General features: G+C 62.2%; 13 protein-coding genes. 10 read left to right on the top strand and 3 right to left on the bottom strand.

Features of this window, described 5'->3' with window-relative positions; all coding sequences use genetic code 11:
- Positions 1 to 8 precede the first annotated feature (8 nt).
- From urtC to Azoinq_RS14025, 5 genes are all read left to right on the top strand, one after another.
- A complete protein-coding gene (gene urtC, locus Azoinq_RS14045; RefSeq protein WP_216128282.1) occupies positions 9 to 1166 on the top strand; it encodes an urea ABC transporter permease subunit UrtC in 1158 nt (385 codons plus the stop codon).
- On the top strand, positions 1163 to 2017 hold the full coding sequence (gene urtD / locus Azoinq_RS14040) for an urea ABC transporter ATP-binding protein UrtD (RefSeq protein WP_216128283.1): 855 nt from the start codon (positions 1163 to 1165) through the stop codon (positions 2015 to 2017). Before urtC ends, urtD begins: the two co-directional genes overlap by 4 nt.
- A 34-nt stretch (positions 2018 to 2051) precedes the next feature.
- Complete coding sequence (urtE, locus tag Azoinq_RS14035) at positions 2052 to 2744, top strand: urea ABC transporter ATP-binding subunit UrtE (protein ID WP_216128284.1); 693 nt, start codon at positions 2052 to 2054, stop codon at positions 2742 to 2744.
- Positions 2745 to 2830: 86 nt separating this feature from the next.
- The gene (locus tag Azoinq_RS14030) at positions 2831 to 3421 is read left to right on the top strand and encodes a thermonuclease family protein (protein ID WP_216128285.1); all 591 of its coding nucleotides are present in this window, start codon (positions 2831 to 2833) and stop codon (positions 3419 to 3421) included.
- Between the two features lie 140 nt (positions 3422 to 3561).
- Entirely contained in the window at positions 3562 to 4053 is a 492-nt protein-coding gene (locus tag Azoinq_RS14025) for a ProQ/FINO family protein (RefSeq protein ID WP_216128286.1), read from the top strand.
- A gap of 98 nt (positions 4054 to 4151) precedes the next feature.
- On the opposite strand, the gene Azoinq_RS14020 is transcribed toward Azoinq_RS14025, so the two are convergent.
- Both Azoinq_RS14020 and Azoinq_RS14015 read right to left on the bottom strand, forming a co-directional pair.
- Positions 4152 to 5528: a sensor histidine kinase gene (locus tag Azoinq_RS14020; protein ID WP_216128287.1), complete on the bottom strand. Its 1377-nt coding sequence runs from the start codon at positions 5526 to 5528 to the stop codon at positions 4152 to 4154.
- Positions 5529 to 5536: 8 nt separating this feature from the next.
- Positions 5537 to 6226 carry a response regulator transcription factor gene (locus Azoinq_RS14015; RefSeq protein ID WP_216128288.1) on the bottom strand — a complete coding sequence of 230 codons (690 nt, stop codon included), beginning with the start codon at positions 6224 to 6226 and terminating at the stop codon, positions 5537 to 5539.
- A gap of 243 nt (positions 6227 to 6469) precedes the next feature.
- Between Azoinq_RS14015 and Azoinq_RS14010 the strand changes: the two genes are divergently transcribed.
- From Azoinq_RS14010 to Azoinq_RS13990, 5 genes are all read left to right on the top strand, one after another.
- Entirely contained in the window at positions 6470 to 7933 is a 1464-nt protein-coding gene (locus tag Azoinq_RS14010) for a PepSY-associated TM helix domain-containing protein (RefSeq protein ID WP_216128289.1), read from the top strand.
- A 382-nt stretch (positions 7934 to 8315) separates the two neighbouring features.
- A complete protein-coding gene (locus tag Azoinq_RS14005) occupies positions 8316 to 8786 on the top strand; it encodes a bacteriohemerythrin (protein ID WP_216128290.1) in 471 nt (156 codons plus the stop codon).
- A 216-nt stretch (positions 8787 to 9002) separates the two neighbouring features.
- A complete protein-coding gene (locus Azoinq_RS14000; RefSeq protein WP_216128291.1) occupies positions 9003 to 10661 on the top strand; it encodes an electron transfer flavoprotein-ubiquinone oxidoreductase in 1659 nt (552 codons plus the stop codon).
- Between the two features lie 102 nt (positions 10662 to 10763).
- Positions 10764 to 12137, top strand: a complete 1374-nt coding sequence (locus Azoinq_RS13995; protein WP_216128292.1) for a carbohydrate porin — start codon at positions 10764 to 10766, stop codon at positions 12135 to 12137.
- Between the two features lie 133 nt (positions 12138 to 12270).
- Positions 12271 to 14676, top strand: coding sequence for an EAL domain-containing protein (locus Azoinq_RS13990; RefSeq protein WP_216128293.1), 2406 nt, complete (start codon positions 12271 to 12273; stop codon positions 14674 to 14676).
- Between the two features lie 149 nt (positions 14677 to 14825).
- Here the strand turns inward: Azoinq_RS13990 and Azoinq_RS13985 are convergent, their stop codons facing one another.
- Positions 14826 to 16619: an acyl-CoA dehydrogenase C-terminal domain-containing protein gene (locus Azoinq_RS13985; RefSeq protein WP_216128294.1), complete on the bottom strand. Its 1794-nt coding sequence runs from the start codon at positions 16617 to 16619 to the stop codon at positions 14826 to 14828.
- Between the last annotated feature and the right edge of the window lie 7 nt (positions 16620 to 16626).

Here is a 16626-nt window from a genome sequence, read left to right as displayed (position 1 = left end):
CGTTCCCCATGTCCCAATCTCCCTCCCAAACCCTGCCCCCCGTGGCGGCAGGCCGCCAACCCCTGACCGTGCGCTATCTGGCCGGTCTGGGCCCCAAGGGGTGGCTGGCCCTGGGCCTGTTCCTGACGCTGACCCTGGTACTGGTCCCCGTGCTGCACCTGGCCGTGCCCGAAGCCAGCCCCCTCCACCTTTCCGACTACTACGTCACCCTGGGGGGCAAGATCATGTGCTACGCCCTGGTGGCGGTGGCCATGGACCTGATCTGGGGCTACGGGGGCATTCTGTCCCTGGGCCACGGCATTTTCTTCGCTCTGGGGGGCTACGCCTTCGGTATGTACCTGATGCGCCAGATCGGTCATGACGGCAGCTACGGCGCCGATCTCCCCGACTTCATGGTGTTCCTGGACTGGAAGGAATTCCCCTGGTACTGGCAGGGGACGGATCATTTCCTCTGGGCGGCCCTGCTGGTGATTCTGGTGCCGGCCCTGGTGGCCTTTGTGTTCGGCTACTTCGCCTTCCGTTCCCGGATCAAGGGGGTGTATTTCTCCATCATCACCCAGGCTCTCACCTACGCCGCCATGCTGCTCTTTTTCCGCAACGAAACGGGATTTGGTGGCAACAACGGGTTCACCGACTTTAAGCGCATCCTGGGCCATTCGGTGACTTCCCCGGAAACCCGGGTCATGCTCTTCGCCCTTTCCGCCCTGGCCCTGGCGGCCACCCTGGTGCTGGCCAACTGGCTGGTCCACTCCAAGTTCGGGCGGGTGCTGACGGCGGTGCGGGACGCGGAAACCCGGGTCATGTTCCTGGGCTACAACCCCCTCTGGTACAAGCTTTTCATCTGGGTTTTGTCGGCGGCCCTGTGCGGCATCGCCGGCGCCCTCTATGTACCCCAGGTGGGTATCATCAATCCCTCGGAAATGTCTCCGGCCAACTCCATCGAAATCGCCGTCTGGGTGGCGGTGGGGGGGCGGGCCACCCTGATCGGGCCGGTAATCGGCGCCTTTGTGGTGAATCTGGCCAAGAGCTGGTTCACCGTCTCCTTCCCGGAATACTGGCTGTTTTTCCTCGGTCTCCTGTTCATCGTGGTCACCCTGCTCCTGCCCCGGGGCATTGTGGGGCTCTGGCAGCAACTGGTTCGCAAGCAGAAAGGACAAGGGCTATGAACGCCGTCGCCACCGCCCCCCAGGGGCAACGCAACAACCAGTGGGAAGGAGAAGCCCAGGGGCTTACCCACCTGAAGCAGGACGGGGCCCTGGATCTGTCCCATGGGGTGATGCTCTATCTCCAGGACATTTCCGTGAGCTTCGATGGCTTCAAAGCCCTGAACGACCTCAGCCTTTCCATCGGCGTGGGGGAATTGCGCTGCATCATCGGCCCCAACGGGGCGGGCAAGACCACCATGATGGACGTAATCACCGGCAAAACCCGACCCGACGCAGGTACGGCCTTTTTCGGCCAGACCCTGGATCTGACCCGGATGAGCGAAGCGGAAATCGCCCATGCGGGCATCGGCCGCAAATTCCAGAAGCCCACTATCTTCGATAGCCACACGGTCTTTGAAAACCTGGAACTGGCCATGAAGACGGACAAGAGGGTGTGGAAAAGCCTCTTTGCCCGCCTGGACGACAGCCAGCGGGATCGGATCGCCGATACCCTGAAGCTGATCCGTCTGGAAGACCAGGCGGATCGCCCCGCCGGGCTCCTTTCCCACGGTCAAAAGCAATGGCTGGAAATCGGCATGCTGCTGATGCAGGAACCCAAGCTCCTGCTCCTGGATGAGCCGGTGGCAGGCATGACCGACGACGAAACCATGCGCACCGCCGAGCTGTTTGTGTCCCTGGCGGGCAAGCATTCCCTGATGGTGGTGGAACACGACATGGCCTTTGTGGAAAAGCTCTCCACCGGGGTCGGCGGCAAAGTCACCGTGCTCCACGAAGGGTCCGTGCTGGCCGAGGGGGATCTGGCCACGGTCCAGGCCGATCCCCGGGTAATCGAGGTGTATCTGGGGCGTTGACCCGGATCAGCCTTCCCCGACTTAAGGAAAAACCATGTTAAAAGTTCAAGACCTGAACCAGTACTACGGGGGCAGCCATATTCTCCGGGGCCTGGATTTTGAAGTCCCCATGGGCAAGGTGACCACCCTCCTGGGGCGCAACGGGGTGGGCAAAACCACCCTGCTCAAATGCCTCATGGGCCTGCTGCCCGCCAAAACCGGGCGCATCACCTTCGGGGAACGGGACATCACTGCCCTGCCCGCCCATCAGCGGGCCCAGGCGGGCATCGGCTACGTGCCCCAGGGCCGGGAAATTTTCCCCCGTCTGACGGTGGAAGAAAACCTGCTCATGGGCCTGGCCACCCGCCCCGGCAACAGCAAGATTCCGGAGCGCATTTTTACCATGTTTCCGGTCCTGAAACAGATGCTGCACCGGCGTGGCGGCGACCTCTCCGGCGGTCAGCAGCAACAGCTGGCCATCGGTCGGGCCCTGGCCATGGGGCCCAAGCTCCTGATTTTGGATGAGCCTACGGAAGGGATCCAGCCCTCCATCATCAAGGACATCGAGCGGGCCATCCGCAGTCTGGCGGAAACGGGGGAAATGGCCATTCTCCTGGTGGAGCAGTATTACGACTTCGCCCGCTCCCTGGCGGACCATTATCTGGTGATGGAGCGGGGGGAAATCATCCTCTCCGGCGCCGGAGCCACCATGGATGGGGACGGGGCCCGGGAAGCCCTTTCCGTCTGATTTTTTGTAACATTCCCGGCAATACCCTGGTCCCGCCGGACCGGGGTATTGCCATCCCTCCCGGGCCGTGCAAACATGCCCGGCCTATGAAACGCTCCCTGCTTCTGCTGCTCGGCCTGACGCTCCTCAACGGACTCACCATGGCGGAGTTATCCGCCGCCGAACCCGCCTATACGGCCCGGGTTATCAAAGTGGTGGATGGGGATACCCTGTGGGTGCAAAAGGGCAAGCAGACCCAGCGTATTCGCTTGGCCGGCATCGACGCCCCGGAACTGCGGCAGAAATACGGGGAACACGCCCGCCAGTCCCTTTCCGAAATGTGTCTGGACCAGTCTGCCCATATTCAGCCCCGCACCTTGGGGCGACGTCATCCCCAGCCTAATCTGACCCTGGCCGCCGTGCGCTGCCACGGCCAGGACGTGGCCCTCAGCCAGCTGCGCCATGGCATGGCCTGGTGGTCCCGGCAGCAGGCCCGCTTCCAGCCGGCGGCGGAAGCCCAGGCCTTTGAAATTGCCGAATCCAAGGCCCAGTTCGAAAGTCTGGGTCTGTGGGGGGATGAAAGCCCCCTGGCGCCCTGGGAATGGCGCTCCCAGCATCCGGAAGCGACCAAAGCTCCGGTGAAACCGGGTAAAAACGCCAAAATAAAAGGCAAAGTCAAGAAGCGGCTCCAGCCTTAAGGCTTGCCAGCCAACCGCCAGCACAGTGGTATTTCCCCCACACTTTGTCGGGTCTTAGGGCTTGCTCTGTGACCGGACGGTGAATCCGCGGGGCAGACGTGGTACGCTTCTCCACCCTGTAACCTAAACATACCGTCGCAATGAGTTCCGCACCTGCCGCCGAAACCCTTACTCCCTCCGCCGAACCCGCTGTCAGCCCCGAAGCCGCTCCGGTCGCTGCTGCCACCCCCTCCCCCGTACAAGCTTCCCGGGCGCTCCTCAAGCGCTTGCAGGAACAATTCGAGGTCTTCCGGGAGTGCCGCCCCCTGGCCATTGGCATCGACAAGCAACTACTGGCCAAAATGCCGGACCTGGAAAAGAAGGTGCTACGTCTCACCCTGCGCCACCATACCAATTCGGTTCGCTACCTGAAAAGTGTAGAAAAAGGCACCCACCGCTTTGACCTGGAGGGCAATCAGAGCGACGCCCTGACGGACGAACACCGGCAGCACGCGGCGGACACACTGAAAGAACGGTTCAAAAAAGACGCGGAACGGCGCCGTAGCCAACAGGCGGCGGAGCGGGAAGCAGAAGCGGAAAAGCGCCGGACGGAAAAGCTTCAGGAACTGGCGGCCAAGTTCTCCCACCGCTAATTTTTTCCTTTAGGGGAAAACAAAGGCCATCCCTCGGGATGGCCTTTTTGCTTGGCAACAAGGGGAAGCGCTTCCCCTGAGTAACGAAGGAAGAACGCTTAGGCCTCCGCCGCTGTAGGCGGTTGGAGGGGCATGAGGATGGTTATCGTCAGTCCGCCCCCTTCCCGATTGCGGGCCACAATACTGCCGCCGTGGGCCTGGATGGCCCGCTGGGCAATGGCCAGGCCCAGGCCGAAGCCCTCCGCAAAGCCCCCGTTTTCGCCCCGGAAAAAGGGGTTAAAAATGGTATCCAGGTCCGCTTCCGCTACTCCAGGCCCCCGGTCCGCCACGGTCAGGCGAAAACAATGGCGGCCATCGGGCAAGGGTTCGGTACGGGCCTGGACCTCCACGGCGGTACCGGGGGCGGTGTATTTCAGAGCATTTCTGATAACGTTATCAAAAGCCCGGTGCAGTAACTCGGGCTGGCCCTGAAGCAGGGCTTCCCCGTCCCCGAGAAAACTCACCCCCTTACCCTGGGCTTCCGCTTCGAAGCGGGCATCATCCGCCACCGCCCCCACCAGTTCATTCAAATCCAGGTCTTCCTCCCGAGAACCGGGCATCCCCGCTTCCAGCCGGGACAGGGTCAGGAGCTGGCCCACCAGTTCGTCCAGCCGACTGGCCTCCTGCTCGATCCTATCCATACAGGCGTTGGTCCGCTCCGGCTGTTGCCGGGCTAGGCCGATGGCCGCCTGAACCCGGGCCAGGGGGGAGCGCAGTTCGTGGGAAACGTCATGGAGCAGACGCCGCTGCCCCCCCACCAGTTGCTGCAGGCGCAGGGCCATACGGTCGAAATCCACCCCCAGATCCGCAATCTCATCCCGGCGGCGCCCCATTTTCCGGCTTACCCGGGTTTCCAGGTGCCCGGCGGAAACCTTATTGAAGGCCCAGCGCAGGCTGCGGATGGGCTTGGCCAGATACCAGGCCAGGAGGCCACTGACCAAAAGACTGGCGAGCAGGTCCCCGGCAATCAGCAATCCCCAGGGAGGATGGGGGTGGCGCCGGGCCGGTTCCCCGGGAGAAGACCGGTCACCGGGAACAAAAAACAGGTAGGTGTGACCGTCGCTGCCGGTTTCCGCGCTGGCGGCCGTGGGGCCCCATAGGCGGGGGGTGTCCGCCATGTCCCGGGCTTTGGCGATGGCTTCCGGGGAAACCCTGCGTCCCAGGATTTCCTTCCCCTGCTCGTCCACCACATAGACGTGGGCCTCGGTCTCCCGGTCCCACTCATGGAACAGTTCCCGCAGCGCTACTGGACCACCGTGGCGCAGGGTGGCCAGGCTGGCATTGATCTGAAAGGCGCTGCGGGGAGAAATGGCCAGATCCTGGCTGGCGGCGGCCTGGTTTTGCCGGTGCAGCCAGAACAGGGTGCCCACGCTGGCCCCGGCCAGCAGCAAGGCGAGCCAGAAGGCGAGGAAAAATTTCCAGAAAAGACGGCCCATGGTGTCCCCTATTCCCGGATGAGCTGGTAGCCCACGCCCCGGATAGTCTGAATCAATTCCGTGGGGGTGCAGTTCGCCAGCTTGCGGCGGATGCTGCTGATATGGACGTCGATGCTACGGTCGTAGCGGGTCAAGGGGCGGCCCATACCTTCCTGGGACAGGGCGTTCTTATCCACCACTTGCCCCACGTGGCGCACCAGAACTTCCAGAAGGTTGAATTCCGCTGCCGTCAGTTCCAGGCTCTGGCCGCCCCAGGTGGCGCTGCGCCGTTCCGGGCGCAGCTCCAGAAGGCCGGCGCTCACGCAGGCCTCCCCTTCCCCGGCGGGAGCGCCCATGCCCTGGGTGCGCCGCAGAATGGCCCGAATACGGGCCACCAGCTCCCGGGGGGTGCAGGGTTTGGGAACGTAATCATCCGCCCCCAGTTCCAACCCCACCACCCGATCCACATCGTCCCCCCGGGCGGTGAGCATGAGTACCGGCACCAGGCTGGCGGCTCGGATGCGACGCAGGGCCTCAATGCCATTCAGGCGGGGCAGCATCACGTCCAGCACCACCAGATCGAAGCCACCGCTCAGGGCAGTCTGGGCCCCGGTTTCTCCGTCATGGGCCAACTGGGCCTCATAGCCTTCCCGCTCCAGATATTCCTTGAGCAGGGAGGCCAGTTCCACATCGTCGTCTACCAGCAAAATTCGGGTCATAGTGGATCCGGCAAGTTTCTAAGATGGAAGGGATGATACTCATGGCAGCCCGCCCCACAAGGCTCCCGGGGGGAATTTTGCCCAAGCTTTACCCAAATTTACGGAGCCCTTACGCCCCTTTACCCAAAATCCCGCCACACTCCCCTCGCCCTCCCAAGTCGCTAGCCGCAACAGCCAGCCATGGGCGACCCGGGCGCCCCCTTCACGGGACGCCCGCCCCTACCCTTCCTCACGCGTACGACCATGACCCCACTCCCTTTGCGGCGCGGGGCGGCTTTCTTGCATCGCTGGGCTGCCCTGGTATTTGCTCCCCTCTTTCTTGTCATTCTCCTATCTGGCGCTTTTCTCGCCTGTAAACCCCTCTGGGAAGCCTGGCAGGCCGACCAGCCTCAGCCAGGGCTAACGCCCCAGGCCTGGATTCAGGCCCTGGAAACCCTGGATCCCCGAGGCCAGGCCGGCAATGCCAGCCTCTCCCCGGACGGCCAACGCCTGATGCTGCAAGGGCGTAGCCCGGAGAGCCGCAAAACCTATGACGCCCGAACCCTGGCGCCCCTCCCTAATCAGGATCGGGACTGGTTCGAGGTGGCCAAGGGGCTACACAAAACCCTCCTGCTCCAGGCTGATCCGCTGGTGGAGGCTGCCACCTATGTCCTGACCGCCCTCCTGGCCCTGGGCCTGCTCCTGGGGTGGCCCCGGCTTAAACCCCAGCTCCACCAATGGGGATGGATGGATTGGCACCAGGGTCTGGGCTGGCTACTGGCACCTTTGGTCCTGCTTACCCCCATCACGGCCATATTGATGATTCTCCATATCGGTACCGGCGCCCCCGGCGGCCTGGGAGGCGGCAGGCCAGGGCCGGGCAATCAGGGAGGGGGCAAGCCCCGGGTCATGGCTCTGGCCCAAGCGGTGACACTGGCAGAGGCCACGGGTGCCCCTGCAACCATCCGCCAGGTACGCCGTTTTCGCCAAGGGGCGGTGCTGATCTTCGCTCTGGGCCAGGACGGGCGTCCCCTGCGCTTGGCCGTCGATGCCAAGGGGCGGGTTCGCCCCCTGGAGGCTAAACCTGAGCTGATCAAGCAGCTCCACGAAGGCACCTGGGCCGGCCCCTGGTCCGGGCTCCTGAATCTGCTGGCCGCCCTGGTGTTAAGCGCCTTGCTGGTCACCGGCCTAGGGGCCTGGCTGGCCCGCAAAGGATGGGGCGGAAGGCGCCGAAATCCGGGTAAACGGCGAGGGGACCGCGCCATTCTGGTGGCTTACGCCAGCCAGACGGGCACGGCCGCCCGTTACGGGGAAGCTACCGCCCAAGCGCTGACCCGTGCCGGACTGGTTGCCACCTGCGCCTCCCTGGAGACCGTATCCCCAGGGGAATTGGGCCGCCACCCCCATTGCCTGTTTTTGGTTGCCTTCACCGGCCAGGGAGAGATGCCGGAAACGGCCCGTCAATTCCTCGCCCACCTGGACCCCCACGCCCTGCAAGGGGTGTCTTTTGCCTTGCTAGCCCTGGGGGATGGTCGTTATCCCTCGTTCTGCGGTGGCGGTGCCCGGTTTCGGGAGGCCTTGCTGACCAACGGTGGGGTGGAATTTTTGCCCTGGCAGACCGTGGACGGGGATCCGTCCCTGCCCTGGCAGCAGTGGCTTAAGGCGTTGGCGCCCCTGCTGGGGCGATCCTCGGGGATGGGGGCGGAAATAAAATCCGAGGAACAATAAAGCCTTGCGGGGCGAGGCTCTCTCCGAAAAACAAGTAAGGGGTTCGGGACCATCTCCGCTCGGCTAAAAAAGGGTTAGGGGCGGATTTTTCAAACCCCCTTTCCCCATCTTCCTCACATGTCGGGGCGCTTTTCTCCGAAGTGCCCCGTTTTCCCTTTTTCCTGGAGCAAGAAGGGCTTAGGAAGGGACGGAAAGAAAAGCATAACGGCATGTTTTTGCCCACCCAGACTCCCGGTCATCCCTATTTCTAGCCATATCCGCCCCTCAAAAGTCTGGCTTTTGCTGATTTAAATCAAATTCCTAGGCGCGGGAACAAATCCCCCTGTCCGGGATGCTGGTAAAATGTCTAACCATATAGTTATAAAAGATTACGGGAGTGGTCATGGCTCATCTGATCTGGACGGATAACCTGGATACCGGCATTGCCGTCATTGACGGCCAGCACCGGCAGATCGTGGATTTCATCAACCAATTGGATGATGCCCAGGCCACCGGGGACCGGGAATTGATCGGGGAAGTGATCGAAGGCCTGGTGGATTACACCCTGTCCCATTTCGCCTTCGAGGAAACCCTCATGGAGGATTCGGGCTACGAATACCTCCGGGGGCACAAAAAGGTCCATGAACTGTTCGTGCGCCGGGTGGCGGAATTCCAGGAAAAATTCAAAGCCGGGGAAGACGTGGCGGGCGGCCTGCACCGCCTCTTGTCCCGCTGGCTGTTCAATCACATCCGCAATGACGACTCGGCCTACGTGCCCGCGGTCAAACCCAAAATGACCGTGCTGGTGGAAGAAAAGGACGAAGGAGGCTGGCTGTCCCGCACCCTGGGGCGCTTCTTCGGGAGCCATTCCTAGATTTTTGTCGGTCTTTTCTTGAAAAGATGAAAAAAGGGCTTCGTGGAAGCCCTTTTTTATTGCGCCGCAGCATTTATTCCCCCCACTAAAGCACCTATTACTTTTGGCCTCGATCCAGTGCTGGCGCGGCTTTCCGTGGCTTATCCATTGAAGTTTCCATACGTTAACGTATAGTATGCGTTTTCACATAACAACGACTGACGAGGAGGGATCGCAATGCAACGCGAATCCATGGAATATGATGTACTGATCGTCGGCGGCGGACCCGCCGGGTTGGCTGCCGCTATTCGCCTCAAGCAATTGGCGGCGGAAAACGTGGCCAAAGGCGGGGAAGATGTTTCCGTCTGTCTGATCGACAAGGGCTCCGAAATCGGGGCCCATATTTTGTCCGGCGCCGTCATGGACCCGGGGGCCTTGAGCGAGCTCATTCCCAACTGGAAAGAGCTGGATGCCCCCCTGAAAACCCAGGCCACGGAAGACCGGGTGCTGTTTCTTTCGGAAACCGGCGCCACCCAGGTGCCCACCTTCCTGCTGCCCAGCTGCTTCCATAACGAAGGCAATTACATCATCTCCCTGGGCAATGTCTGCCGCTGGCTGGCCCAGCAGGCGGAAAACCTGGGGGTGGAAATCTACCCGGGCTTTGCCGGGGCGGAAATCCTTTTTGACGAACAGGGCGCGGTCAAAGGTGTGGCCACCGGGGACATGGGCTTGCTCAAAGACGGTTCCCAGGGCCCGGCCTACCAGCCCGGCATGGAACTGCTGGCCAAATACACCCTCTTCGCCGAGGGGTGCCGGGGACACCTGGGCAAGGAACTGCAACAGCACTTCAAGCTCCGGGAAGGGGTGGATCCCCAGGCCTACGGCATCGGCATCAAAGAGCTGTGGGAAGTGAAACCGGAAAAATCCCAGCCCGGGCTGGTGGTCCATACCGCCGGCTGGCCCATGGACAGCGCCACCTACGGCGGTGGCTTCCTCTACCACCTGGAAGACAATCTGGTGGCGATAGGTTTTGTGGTGGGCCTGAGTTACGAAAACCCCTACCTGTCCCCCTTTGAGGAAATGCAGCGTTACAAGACCCACCCCAAGATTCGGGAATTCCTGGAAGGGGGCAAGCGGGTGGCTTACGGGGCCCGGGCCATTGCAGCCGGCGGCATCCAGTCCCTGCCCAAGCTCACCTTCCCCGGGGGCGCCCTGATCGGTGACGATGCGGCCTTCCTCAACGCTTCCCGCATCAAGGGTTCCCACTGTGCCATCAAGAGCGGTTCCCTGGCCGCCGAGGCCTGCTTTGAAGCCCTAGGAGCCAAGCGGGCCCACGACGAACTGACCGCTTTCCCGGAAAAATTCAAGGCGTCCTGGCTCTACGACGAACTTTACCGGGCCCGGAATTTCAAGCCCTGGATGAGCAAAGGCTTGCACCTGGGCAGCTTCATGTTTGCCCTGGAGCAAAAGCTTTTCGGCGGCAAAGTGCCCTGGACCCTGCACCACAGCATTCCGGACCACGCCAAGCTGAAGCCCGCTGCCGAATGCCAGGCCATTGCCTACCCCAAGCCGGACGGGGTGATTTCCTTCGATCGTCTGTCTTCCGTGTTTTTGTCCAACACCAACCATGAGGAAGATCAGCCCTGTCACCTGCACCTGAAGGACCCCAAGGTGCCCATCGAGGTCAATCTGGCCAAGTACGACGCCCCCGAGCAGCGCTACTGCCCGGCCGGAGTGTACGAAATCGTCCGGGAGGCAGACGGCTCCAGTCCCCGCTTGCAGATCAATGCCCAGAACTGTGTGCATTGCAAAACCTGCGACATTAAGGACCCGACCCAGAACATCACCTGGGTGGTGCCCCAAGGGGGCGAAGGGCCCAATTACCCCAATATGTAGAGCGCCACGTCATGTAGCTGTCACGAAAGCGCAATACAATGCAGGCCGCCGCCCATGGCGGCCTTTTTATTTTTCCTCCCCGCCTAAAATAGAATTTGCCCCATGCGCCTTTCCTGCCTCGTCACCGCCCTGCTTCTCGCCTTCGCCCTCCCCGTTCGGGCTGACGATTCACCGAACCCGGGCGCCGCCGGTACCGGAGTAGTGGATAGTGGATCGAATGGGGATAAAGGGGATTACGAAAGCCGCAGTGCCCGCTTTCAGACCACCTACGTGTGGCAGCGCAAACAAAGCTTTCATGCCGACTACAGCGGGGATAACAGCCTGCTGACCAGCACGGAGCGCAGCTACACCTTCACCACCACGGGGTATTTCGGTATTCGCCCCTGGCAGGGCGGGGAAGCCTACCTCAACGTGGAAGTGGCCCAGGGGGTGCCCTTCTCCAATCTTCTGGGAACCGGGGGCTTTACCAACGGGGAAATCACCCGGTCCTCCGGTACCATCCCCAAGGCTTACCGGCAGCGCCTTTTCCTGCGCCAGACCTGGAACCAGGGGGGTGGAGAGGAAAAGGTGGAGGGCGAAATCAATCAACTGGCGGGCAGCCAGGACAAAAACCGCTTTGTCCTCACCCTGGGCAACTTTTCCACCCTGGACGTCTTCGACAACAATCGCTATGCCAAAGACCCCCGGGTCCAGTTCATGAACTGGGGCAACATGAGCTACGCTGCCTACGATTACGCGGCGGACGCCCGGGGCTTCGGCTGGGGCTTTGCCGGGGAATGGTACAAGGATGACTGGACTCTGCGCTTCGGGCGCATGAACACCCCCCAGTCCCCCAACCTGCTGCCCCTGGATTTCCAGTATTTCCGCCATTTCGGCGACCAGCTGGAAGTGGAACACCGGCATAGCCTGGGTGGTCGTCCCGGGGCCCTGCGGGTGCTGGCCTGGCGCAATCAGGCGGTGCTGGCCCGCTACCGGGATGCCATCAATTACGGCCTGGTCCACGGAGAAACGCCAAGCATCTTCAAGGTGCGTAACGGGGTCCAGGCCAAGTATGGCTTGGGGCTCAATGTGGAACAGGAACTGGCCGACGACCTGGGCTTCTTTCTGCGGGTCATGAAGGCGGATGGCCACACGGAAACCCAGGCCTTCACCGAAGTGGATAGCTCCTTCGCCTCCGGCCTGGTGCTCAACGGCAACCGGTGGGGGCGGTCCCAGGATACGGTGGGGGTTTCCTTCATGCGTAACGAAATTTCCAAGGACCGGCGGGATTATCTGGCGGCGGGGGGTATCTCCTTCTTCATCGGCGACGGAGCCCTGAATTACCGGCCGGAAAATATTTTCGAGACCTACTACAGCCTCGTGGCGGCCAAGGACCTTTCCCTGACCCTGGATTACCAGCGCATCCAGAACCCGGCCTATAACGCAGACCGGGGTCCGGTAAACGTAATCGGCTTCCGCTTCCACGCCGAATATTGAAGAGTAGGCACCGCTACGGTGCGTTTTGGCGCCCCGCTCCGGGGCGCTTTCCCGTTTTATCGGCCCAAACCGGGGCCTGGGCCATGGTGCGATGTTTGCTTTAATACCAAGCAAATACTCTCCCTAGACCATCATGGCACTCCTACTCAAGTACGACGGCCCCTACATTCCCGCCATCTGGACCGAATTGGGCGGACAACAGGTGGATCAGCACGTCTGGTCCTTCGAGTTCTCCAGCCCCGCCAGCCAGGATGACCTGCTGGAGCGGCTCTCCCGGGAAACCAACCCGGAAACCCTGAAGGAAACCCTGGTGCTCCAGGTCCAGGGGGGTGGAGACGGTGATGCCATCGCCACCCTGCAACAGGCCCTACCCTTCAACACCTTCCACGCCCGCCGCCTCAACGCCTGGATGCTGGCTGACCTGACCCCCTATCTGTGCATGCACTTCCAGCCTCTGGTGGATCTGGCCCAGGGCCAGGTGTTCGCCTTCGAGGCCCTGTGTCGCCTGGAAAACCCCACGGGGCGTCTACTCAACGGAGCCGAAGCCTTTCTTCTCGCAGACCAACTGCACCGGGCTGCGGATCTTGATGTGGAGTGCCAGCTCCTGGCTCTAGCCGCCAAGGCCCAGCGTTTCCCCCGGGGAACCCCCCTGTTCCTCAATGTGCTGCCCCAGAACCTGCTGCACCAGCAATGGGCCCAACGCTTCGTCAGCCGGCTGGACCAGCTGGGCATTGATCGGCGGGAAATCATTATTGAGGTGGTGGAGTCGGAACAGGTGGACCCCACCATCCTGGCGGGGAGCTGCGAGGCCCTGCGCATGCAGGGCTTCCGCATCGCCCTGGACGACATGGGTTCGGGCTTCAACGGCCTATCCACCCTGGCGGCGGTGCGGGCGGACTTTATCAAGGTGGATCGGAGCATTGTCCATGGGGCCCAGGGCAGTCGGGTGCGGTCCGTGCTCCTGGAGGCCATTGTCTCCATGGCCCAGCGCCTGGGGGCCACGGTGATCGCGGAAGGTCTGGAGCGCCCGGAAGACGTGAATTTCGTCCGGGACATGGGGATCAGCTACGCCCAGGGCTTTTTCTTTGCCCACCCGGCCCCGGCCACTACACCCCAGGTCACTCCCCTACCCCACCTGGACGACGCCTGCCGCAGCCGTCCCATGGAGCGCTTTCAGCTGACGGATTTGATGGACTGCTGGCCCGCCCTGGAAATTCCTACCCCCATCGAAGAGGCCCGCCAGCTATTCACGGACAACCCTTCCCTGCCCCTGGTGGTGGTCACGGACCACGCCCAACCTGTGGGCATGGCCCGTCGCGGCCGGGTACTGGCCCAGCACACCCGCAGCCTGGGCAAGGTGTGCGAACCCGTGGCCCGCAGCCTGCCCCACCGGCTCACCACCTCGGCTCTGGCCCGGGTGCTCTACCACGACCGGCGGGATGCGGACCCCTGGGTGGTCACCTCGGGTGAGGGGGAATACATGGGCATCATCCATCCCATGACTCTCATCGCCCAAATGCTGGCCCGCCGGGAAAACGGCAACAACCTCCATCCCCTCTCCCAGCTCCCCACCGGCCCTAACCTGCGCCACACCCTGGAAAGCCGTCTGGCGGAAGGGGGCGGCGTCAGTCTGGTGTATATCGACCTGGACCATTTCAAGGCCTACAACGACCGTTACGGCTTTATCCGGGGGGATGCCATGATCCGCACCCTGGCGGAGCTGCTGCGTTTCAATTTCATCGGCCGCCGGGACTGCCTCCTGGGCCACATCGGCGGGGATGATTTCGTCCTGATCCAGGAAGGCCGTAGCGTGGATTTAACGGAAGACCTGCTGGACGTGATGGATCAGTTCGAATCCCTGGCGGCCCACCTCTACGACAAAGAAGACATCCAGCGGGGCCACTTCCTCACCGAAGATGGCTGCACCCACCCCATCGCCTCTATTTCCATCGCCGTGGTCAATGGGCGCACCGCCCCCCTGGATAACGCGGTGGCGGCAGCGGAACGGGCGGCCGCCCTGAAGAAAGTGGGCAAGATTGAGCTGGGCAGCGTCATTGTGGTGGAAGGTGCTCCGCCCAGCCTGCTGAAGCACCGCAACAAGGGCAAGAGCGGCCTGTGGAAACACAATGCCATTCTGGCCTTGCAGGAATTCCTGGCCGCCCCCCGCTGCCGGGACCCCCATGCCCTGGACACCTGGTTCAAAAGCTATCCCTTCTTTGAAATGGTGTTCGAGCTGGATGCCGCCGGGGTCCAGCGCTTTCCCAACTGGATCAACCCGGACATGTATGGCCGTATCAAGGCCGGGGGGATGGGGGTCAGTCGGGCGGACCACGACTATTACCGCCAGGTCAGCCAAAGCCATCTGCCCTATATTTCGGAAATTTATCTCTCCAGCGCTACGGAAGATTTTTGCCTCACCCTGGCTATTCCCATCCAGGCAGCCAACGGCTTTGACGGAGTGCTGGTAGCAGATATCAACATCGGCGCCATGGCCAGCCTGACCCGGGGTTTGCCGGACCGGGCCGGGGCTCTCGCCTAGACGTTCCAAGGAAGGCGCTGGGAGAAAAAGTGGGGCAGCGGCTCGGCGCCCCACCCGGGCCGCCCCTAAGCCATGGGCCCCGTGGACGGTCATCCGGCCATAAAAAAACGGACCCCGGGGGGTCCGTTTTACTTAGGGAGACAAGTCCCTTAGAACAGGTCTTCTTCCAGAGTCAGGCTGCCTTCCGCACCGGCCACGATGCTTTGGGTCAGGGCCGGGGCTTGCACCATCAGATGGTCAGCAAAGAAACGGGCGGTGACAATCTTGCCCTTGTAGAAGGGATCGGATTCGCCGGCGTCGATCTTGGCTTGGGCCACCAGGGCGCCCCGGGCCAACTGCCAGCCGCCGGCCACGATGCCCAGCAGATGGAGGAAAGGCACGGCACCGGCGTGGGCGGCCTTGATGTTGGGCTTGAAGTTGTCCAACAGCCAGTTCACCGCTTCTTCCAGGGCATTCACCGCACTGCTCAGGCGGCTGCGCAGCACGGCGAATTCGGCGCCGGACTGGGCGGCCAGTTGGGCATCCAGTGCGCGCATTTCGCCGATGACCGCCTTAATGGTAACGCCCCCTTCCCGGGCCATTTTCCGGCCGATCAGGTCATTGGCCTGAATGCCAGTGGTGCCTTCGTAGATGGCCGTAATCCGGGCATCCCGCAAGTGCTGGGCGGCACCGGTTTCTTCTATGAAGCCCATGCCCCCATGCACCTGCACCCCGGTGGAAGCCACCTGGATACCGGTTTCCGTGCTCCAGCCCTTGACTACCGGGATCATCAGATCCGCAAAGGCCTGGGCCTTGGCCCGGGCTTCCGCGTCCGGATTGGACTTGGCGTTATCCAGAGCACCGGCCACCACGTAAGCCAGGGTACGGGTGGCTTCCGTGAGGGAGCGCATGCTCATGAGCATGCGGCGTACGTCCGGATGCTTGATGATGGCCACCTTGGGCCCGCCCTTGACGCCCAGTTCCGTGCCTTGGATACGTTCCTTGGCATAGACGGCGGCCCGTTGGTAGGCCCGTTCGCACTGGGCCACGCCTTCCAGGCCCACAGCAAAGCGGGCTGCGTTCATCATCACGAACATGTATTCCAGGCCGTGATTTTCTTCCCCCACCAAATAGCCGATGGCGCCACCGTTGTCACCGAAGGCCATGACGGCGGTGGGGCTGCCGTGGATGCCCAGCTTGTGTTCGATGGAGACGCAGTAGGCGTCATTTCGTTCGCCCAGGGAACCGTCGTCCTTGACCATGAACTTGGGCACCACGAACAGGGAAATGCCCTTCACCCCTTCGGGGGCGTTGGGCGTCCGAGCCAGCACCAGGTGCACCACATTTTCCGTCATGTTGTGGTCGCCGTAGGTGATGAAAATCTTTTGCCCGAACACCTTGTAGCTGCCGTCACCCACGGGTTCGGCCCGGCTGCGCACGGCGGCCAGATCGGAGCCCGCATTGGGTTCGGTCAGGTTCATGGTGCCAGTCCATGTGCCATCCACCATCTTGGGCAGGAATTTCTGCTTCAATTCGTCGGAGCCGGCGGTGAGCAGGGCTTCAATGGCGCCCGCCGTCAACATGGGGCACAGGGCGAAAGCCATGTTGGAAGACTTCCACATTTCATTGACCGCCGTGGCCACCAGCTTGGGCAGGCCCTGGCCGCCGTATTCCGGGTCACAGGGCAAGGCCGTCCAGCCGTTTTCGGCGAACTGCAGATAGGCTTCCTTGAAACCAGCGGGCACGGTAACCGCCTTGTCGGCCCAATGGGCACCTTCCTGGTCACCGGAGAAATTGATGGGGGACAGAACGTTGGAAGCAAACTTGGAGGCTTCCTCCAGAATGGCGTCCACCACGTCCGCATCCACTTCCTCGTTGCCCGGCAGTTGCAGGACCTGATCCAGACCGGCCAGTTCCTTCATGACAAACTGCATGTCGCGGAGGGGGGCAATATATTCGCTCATTAAAGCT

Source organism: Azospira inquinata (assembly GCF_018905915.1).
In the GTDB taxonomy this organism is placed as follows: domain Bacteria; phylum Pseudomonadota; class Gammaproteobacteria; order Burkholderiales; family Rhodocyclaceae; genus Azospira; species Azospira inquinata.
This window is presented reverse-complemented; position numbering and strand designations above follow the sequence as displayed.

What these genes read in the sequence shown, in the direction of transcription:
- urtC (WP_216128282.1), top strand. Translation starts at nt 9, where the DNA reads ATGTCCCAATCTCCCTCCCAAACCCTGCCCCCCGTGGCGGCAGGCCGC.
- urtD (WP_216128283.1), top strand. Translation starts at nt 1,163, where the DNA reads ATGAACGCCGTCGCCACCGCCCCCCAGGGGCAACGCAACAACCAGTGG.
- urtE (WP_216128284.1), top strand. Translation starts at nt 2,052, where the DNA reads ATGTTAAAAGTTCAAGACCTGAACCAGTACTACGGGGGCAGCCATATT.
- Azoinq_RS14030 (WP_216128285.1), top strand. Translation starts at nt 2,831, where the DNA reads ATGAAACGCTCCCTGCTTCTGCTGCTCGGCCTGACGCTCCTCAACGGA.
- Azoinq_RS14025 (WP_216128286.1), top strand. Translation starts at nt 3,562, where the DNA reads ATGAGTTCCGCACCTGCCGCCGAAACCCTTACTCCCTCCGCCGAACCC.
- Azoinq_RS14020 (WP_216128287.1), bottom strand. Translation starts at nt 5,528, where the DNA reads ATGGGCCGTCTTTTCTGGAAATTTTTCCTCGCCTTCTGGCTCGCCTTG.
- Azoinq_RS14015 (WP_216128288.1), bottom strand. Translation starts at nt 6,226, where the DNA reads ATGACCCGAATTTTGCTGGTAGACGACGATGTGGAACTGGCCTCCCTG.
- Azoinq_RS14010 (WP_216128289.1), top strand. Translation starts at nt 6,470, where the DNA reads ATGACCCCACTCCCTTTGCGGCGCGGGGCGGCTTTCTTGCATCGCTGG.
- Azoinq_RS14005 (WP_216128290.1), top strand. Translation starts at nt 8,316, where the DNA reads ATGGCTCATCTGATCTGGACGGATAACCTGGATACCGGCATTGCCGTC.
- Azoinq_RS14000 (WP_216128291.1), top strand. Translation starts at nt 9,003, where the DNA reads ATGCAACGCGAATCCATGGAATATGATGTACTGATCGTCGGCGGCGGA.
- Azoinq_RS13995 (WP_216128292.1), top strand. Translation starts at nt 10,764, where the DNA reads ATGCGCCTTTCCTGCCTCGTCACCGCCCTGCTTCTCGCCTTCGCCCTC.
- Azoinq_RS13990 (WP_216128293.1), top strand. Translation starts at nt 12,271, where the DNA reads ATGGCACTCCTACTCAAGTACGACGGCCCCTACATTCCCGCCATCTGG.
- Azoinq_RS13985 (WP_216128294.1), bottom strand. Translation starts at nt 16,619, where the DNA reads ATGAGCGAATATATTGCCCCCCTCCGCGACATGCAGTTTGTCATGAAG.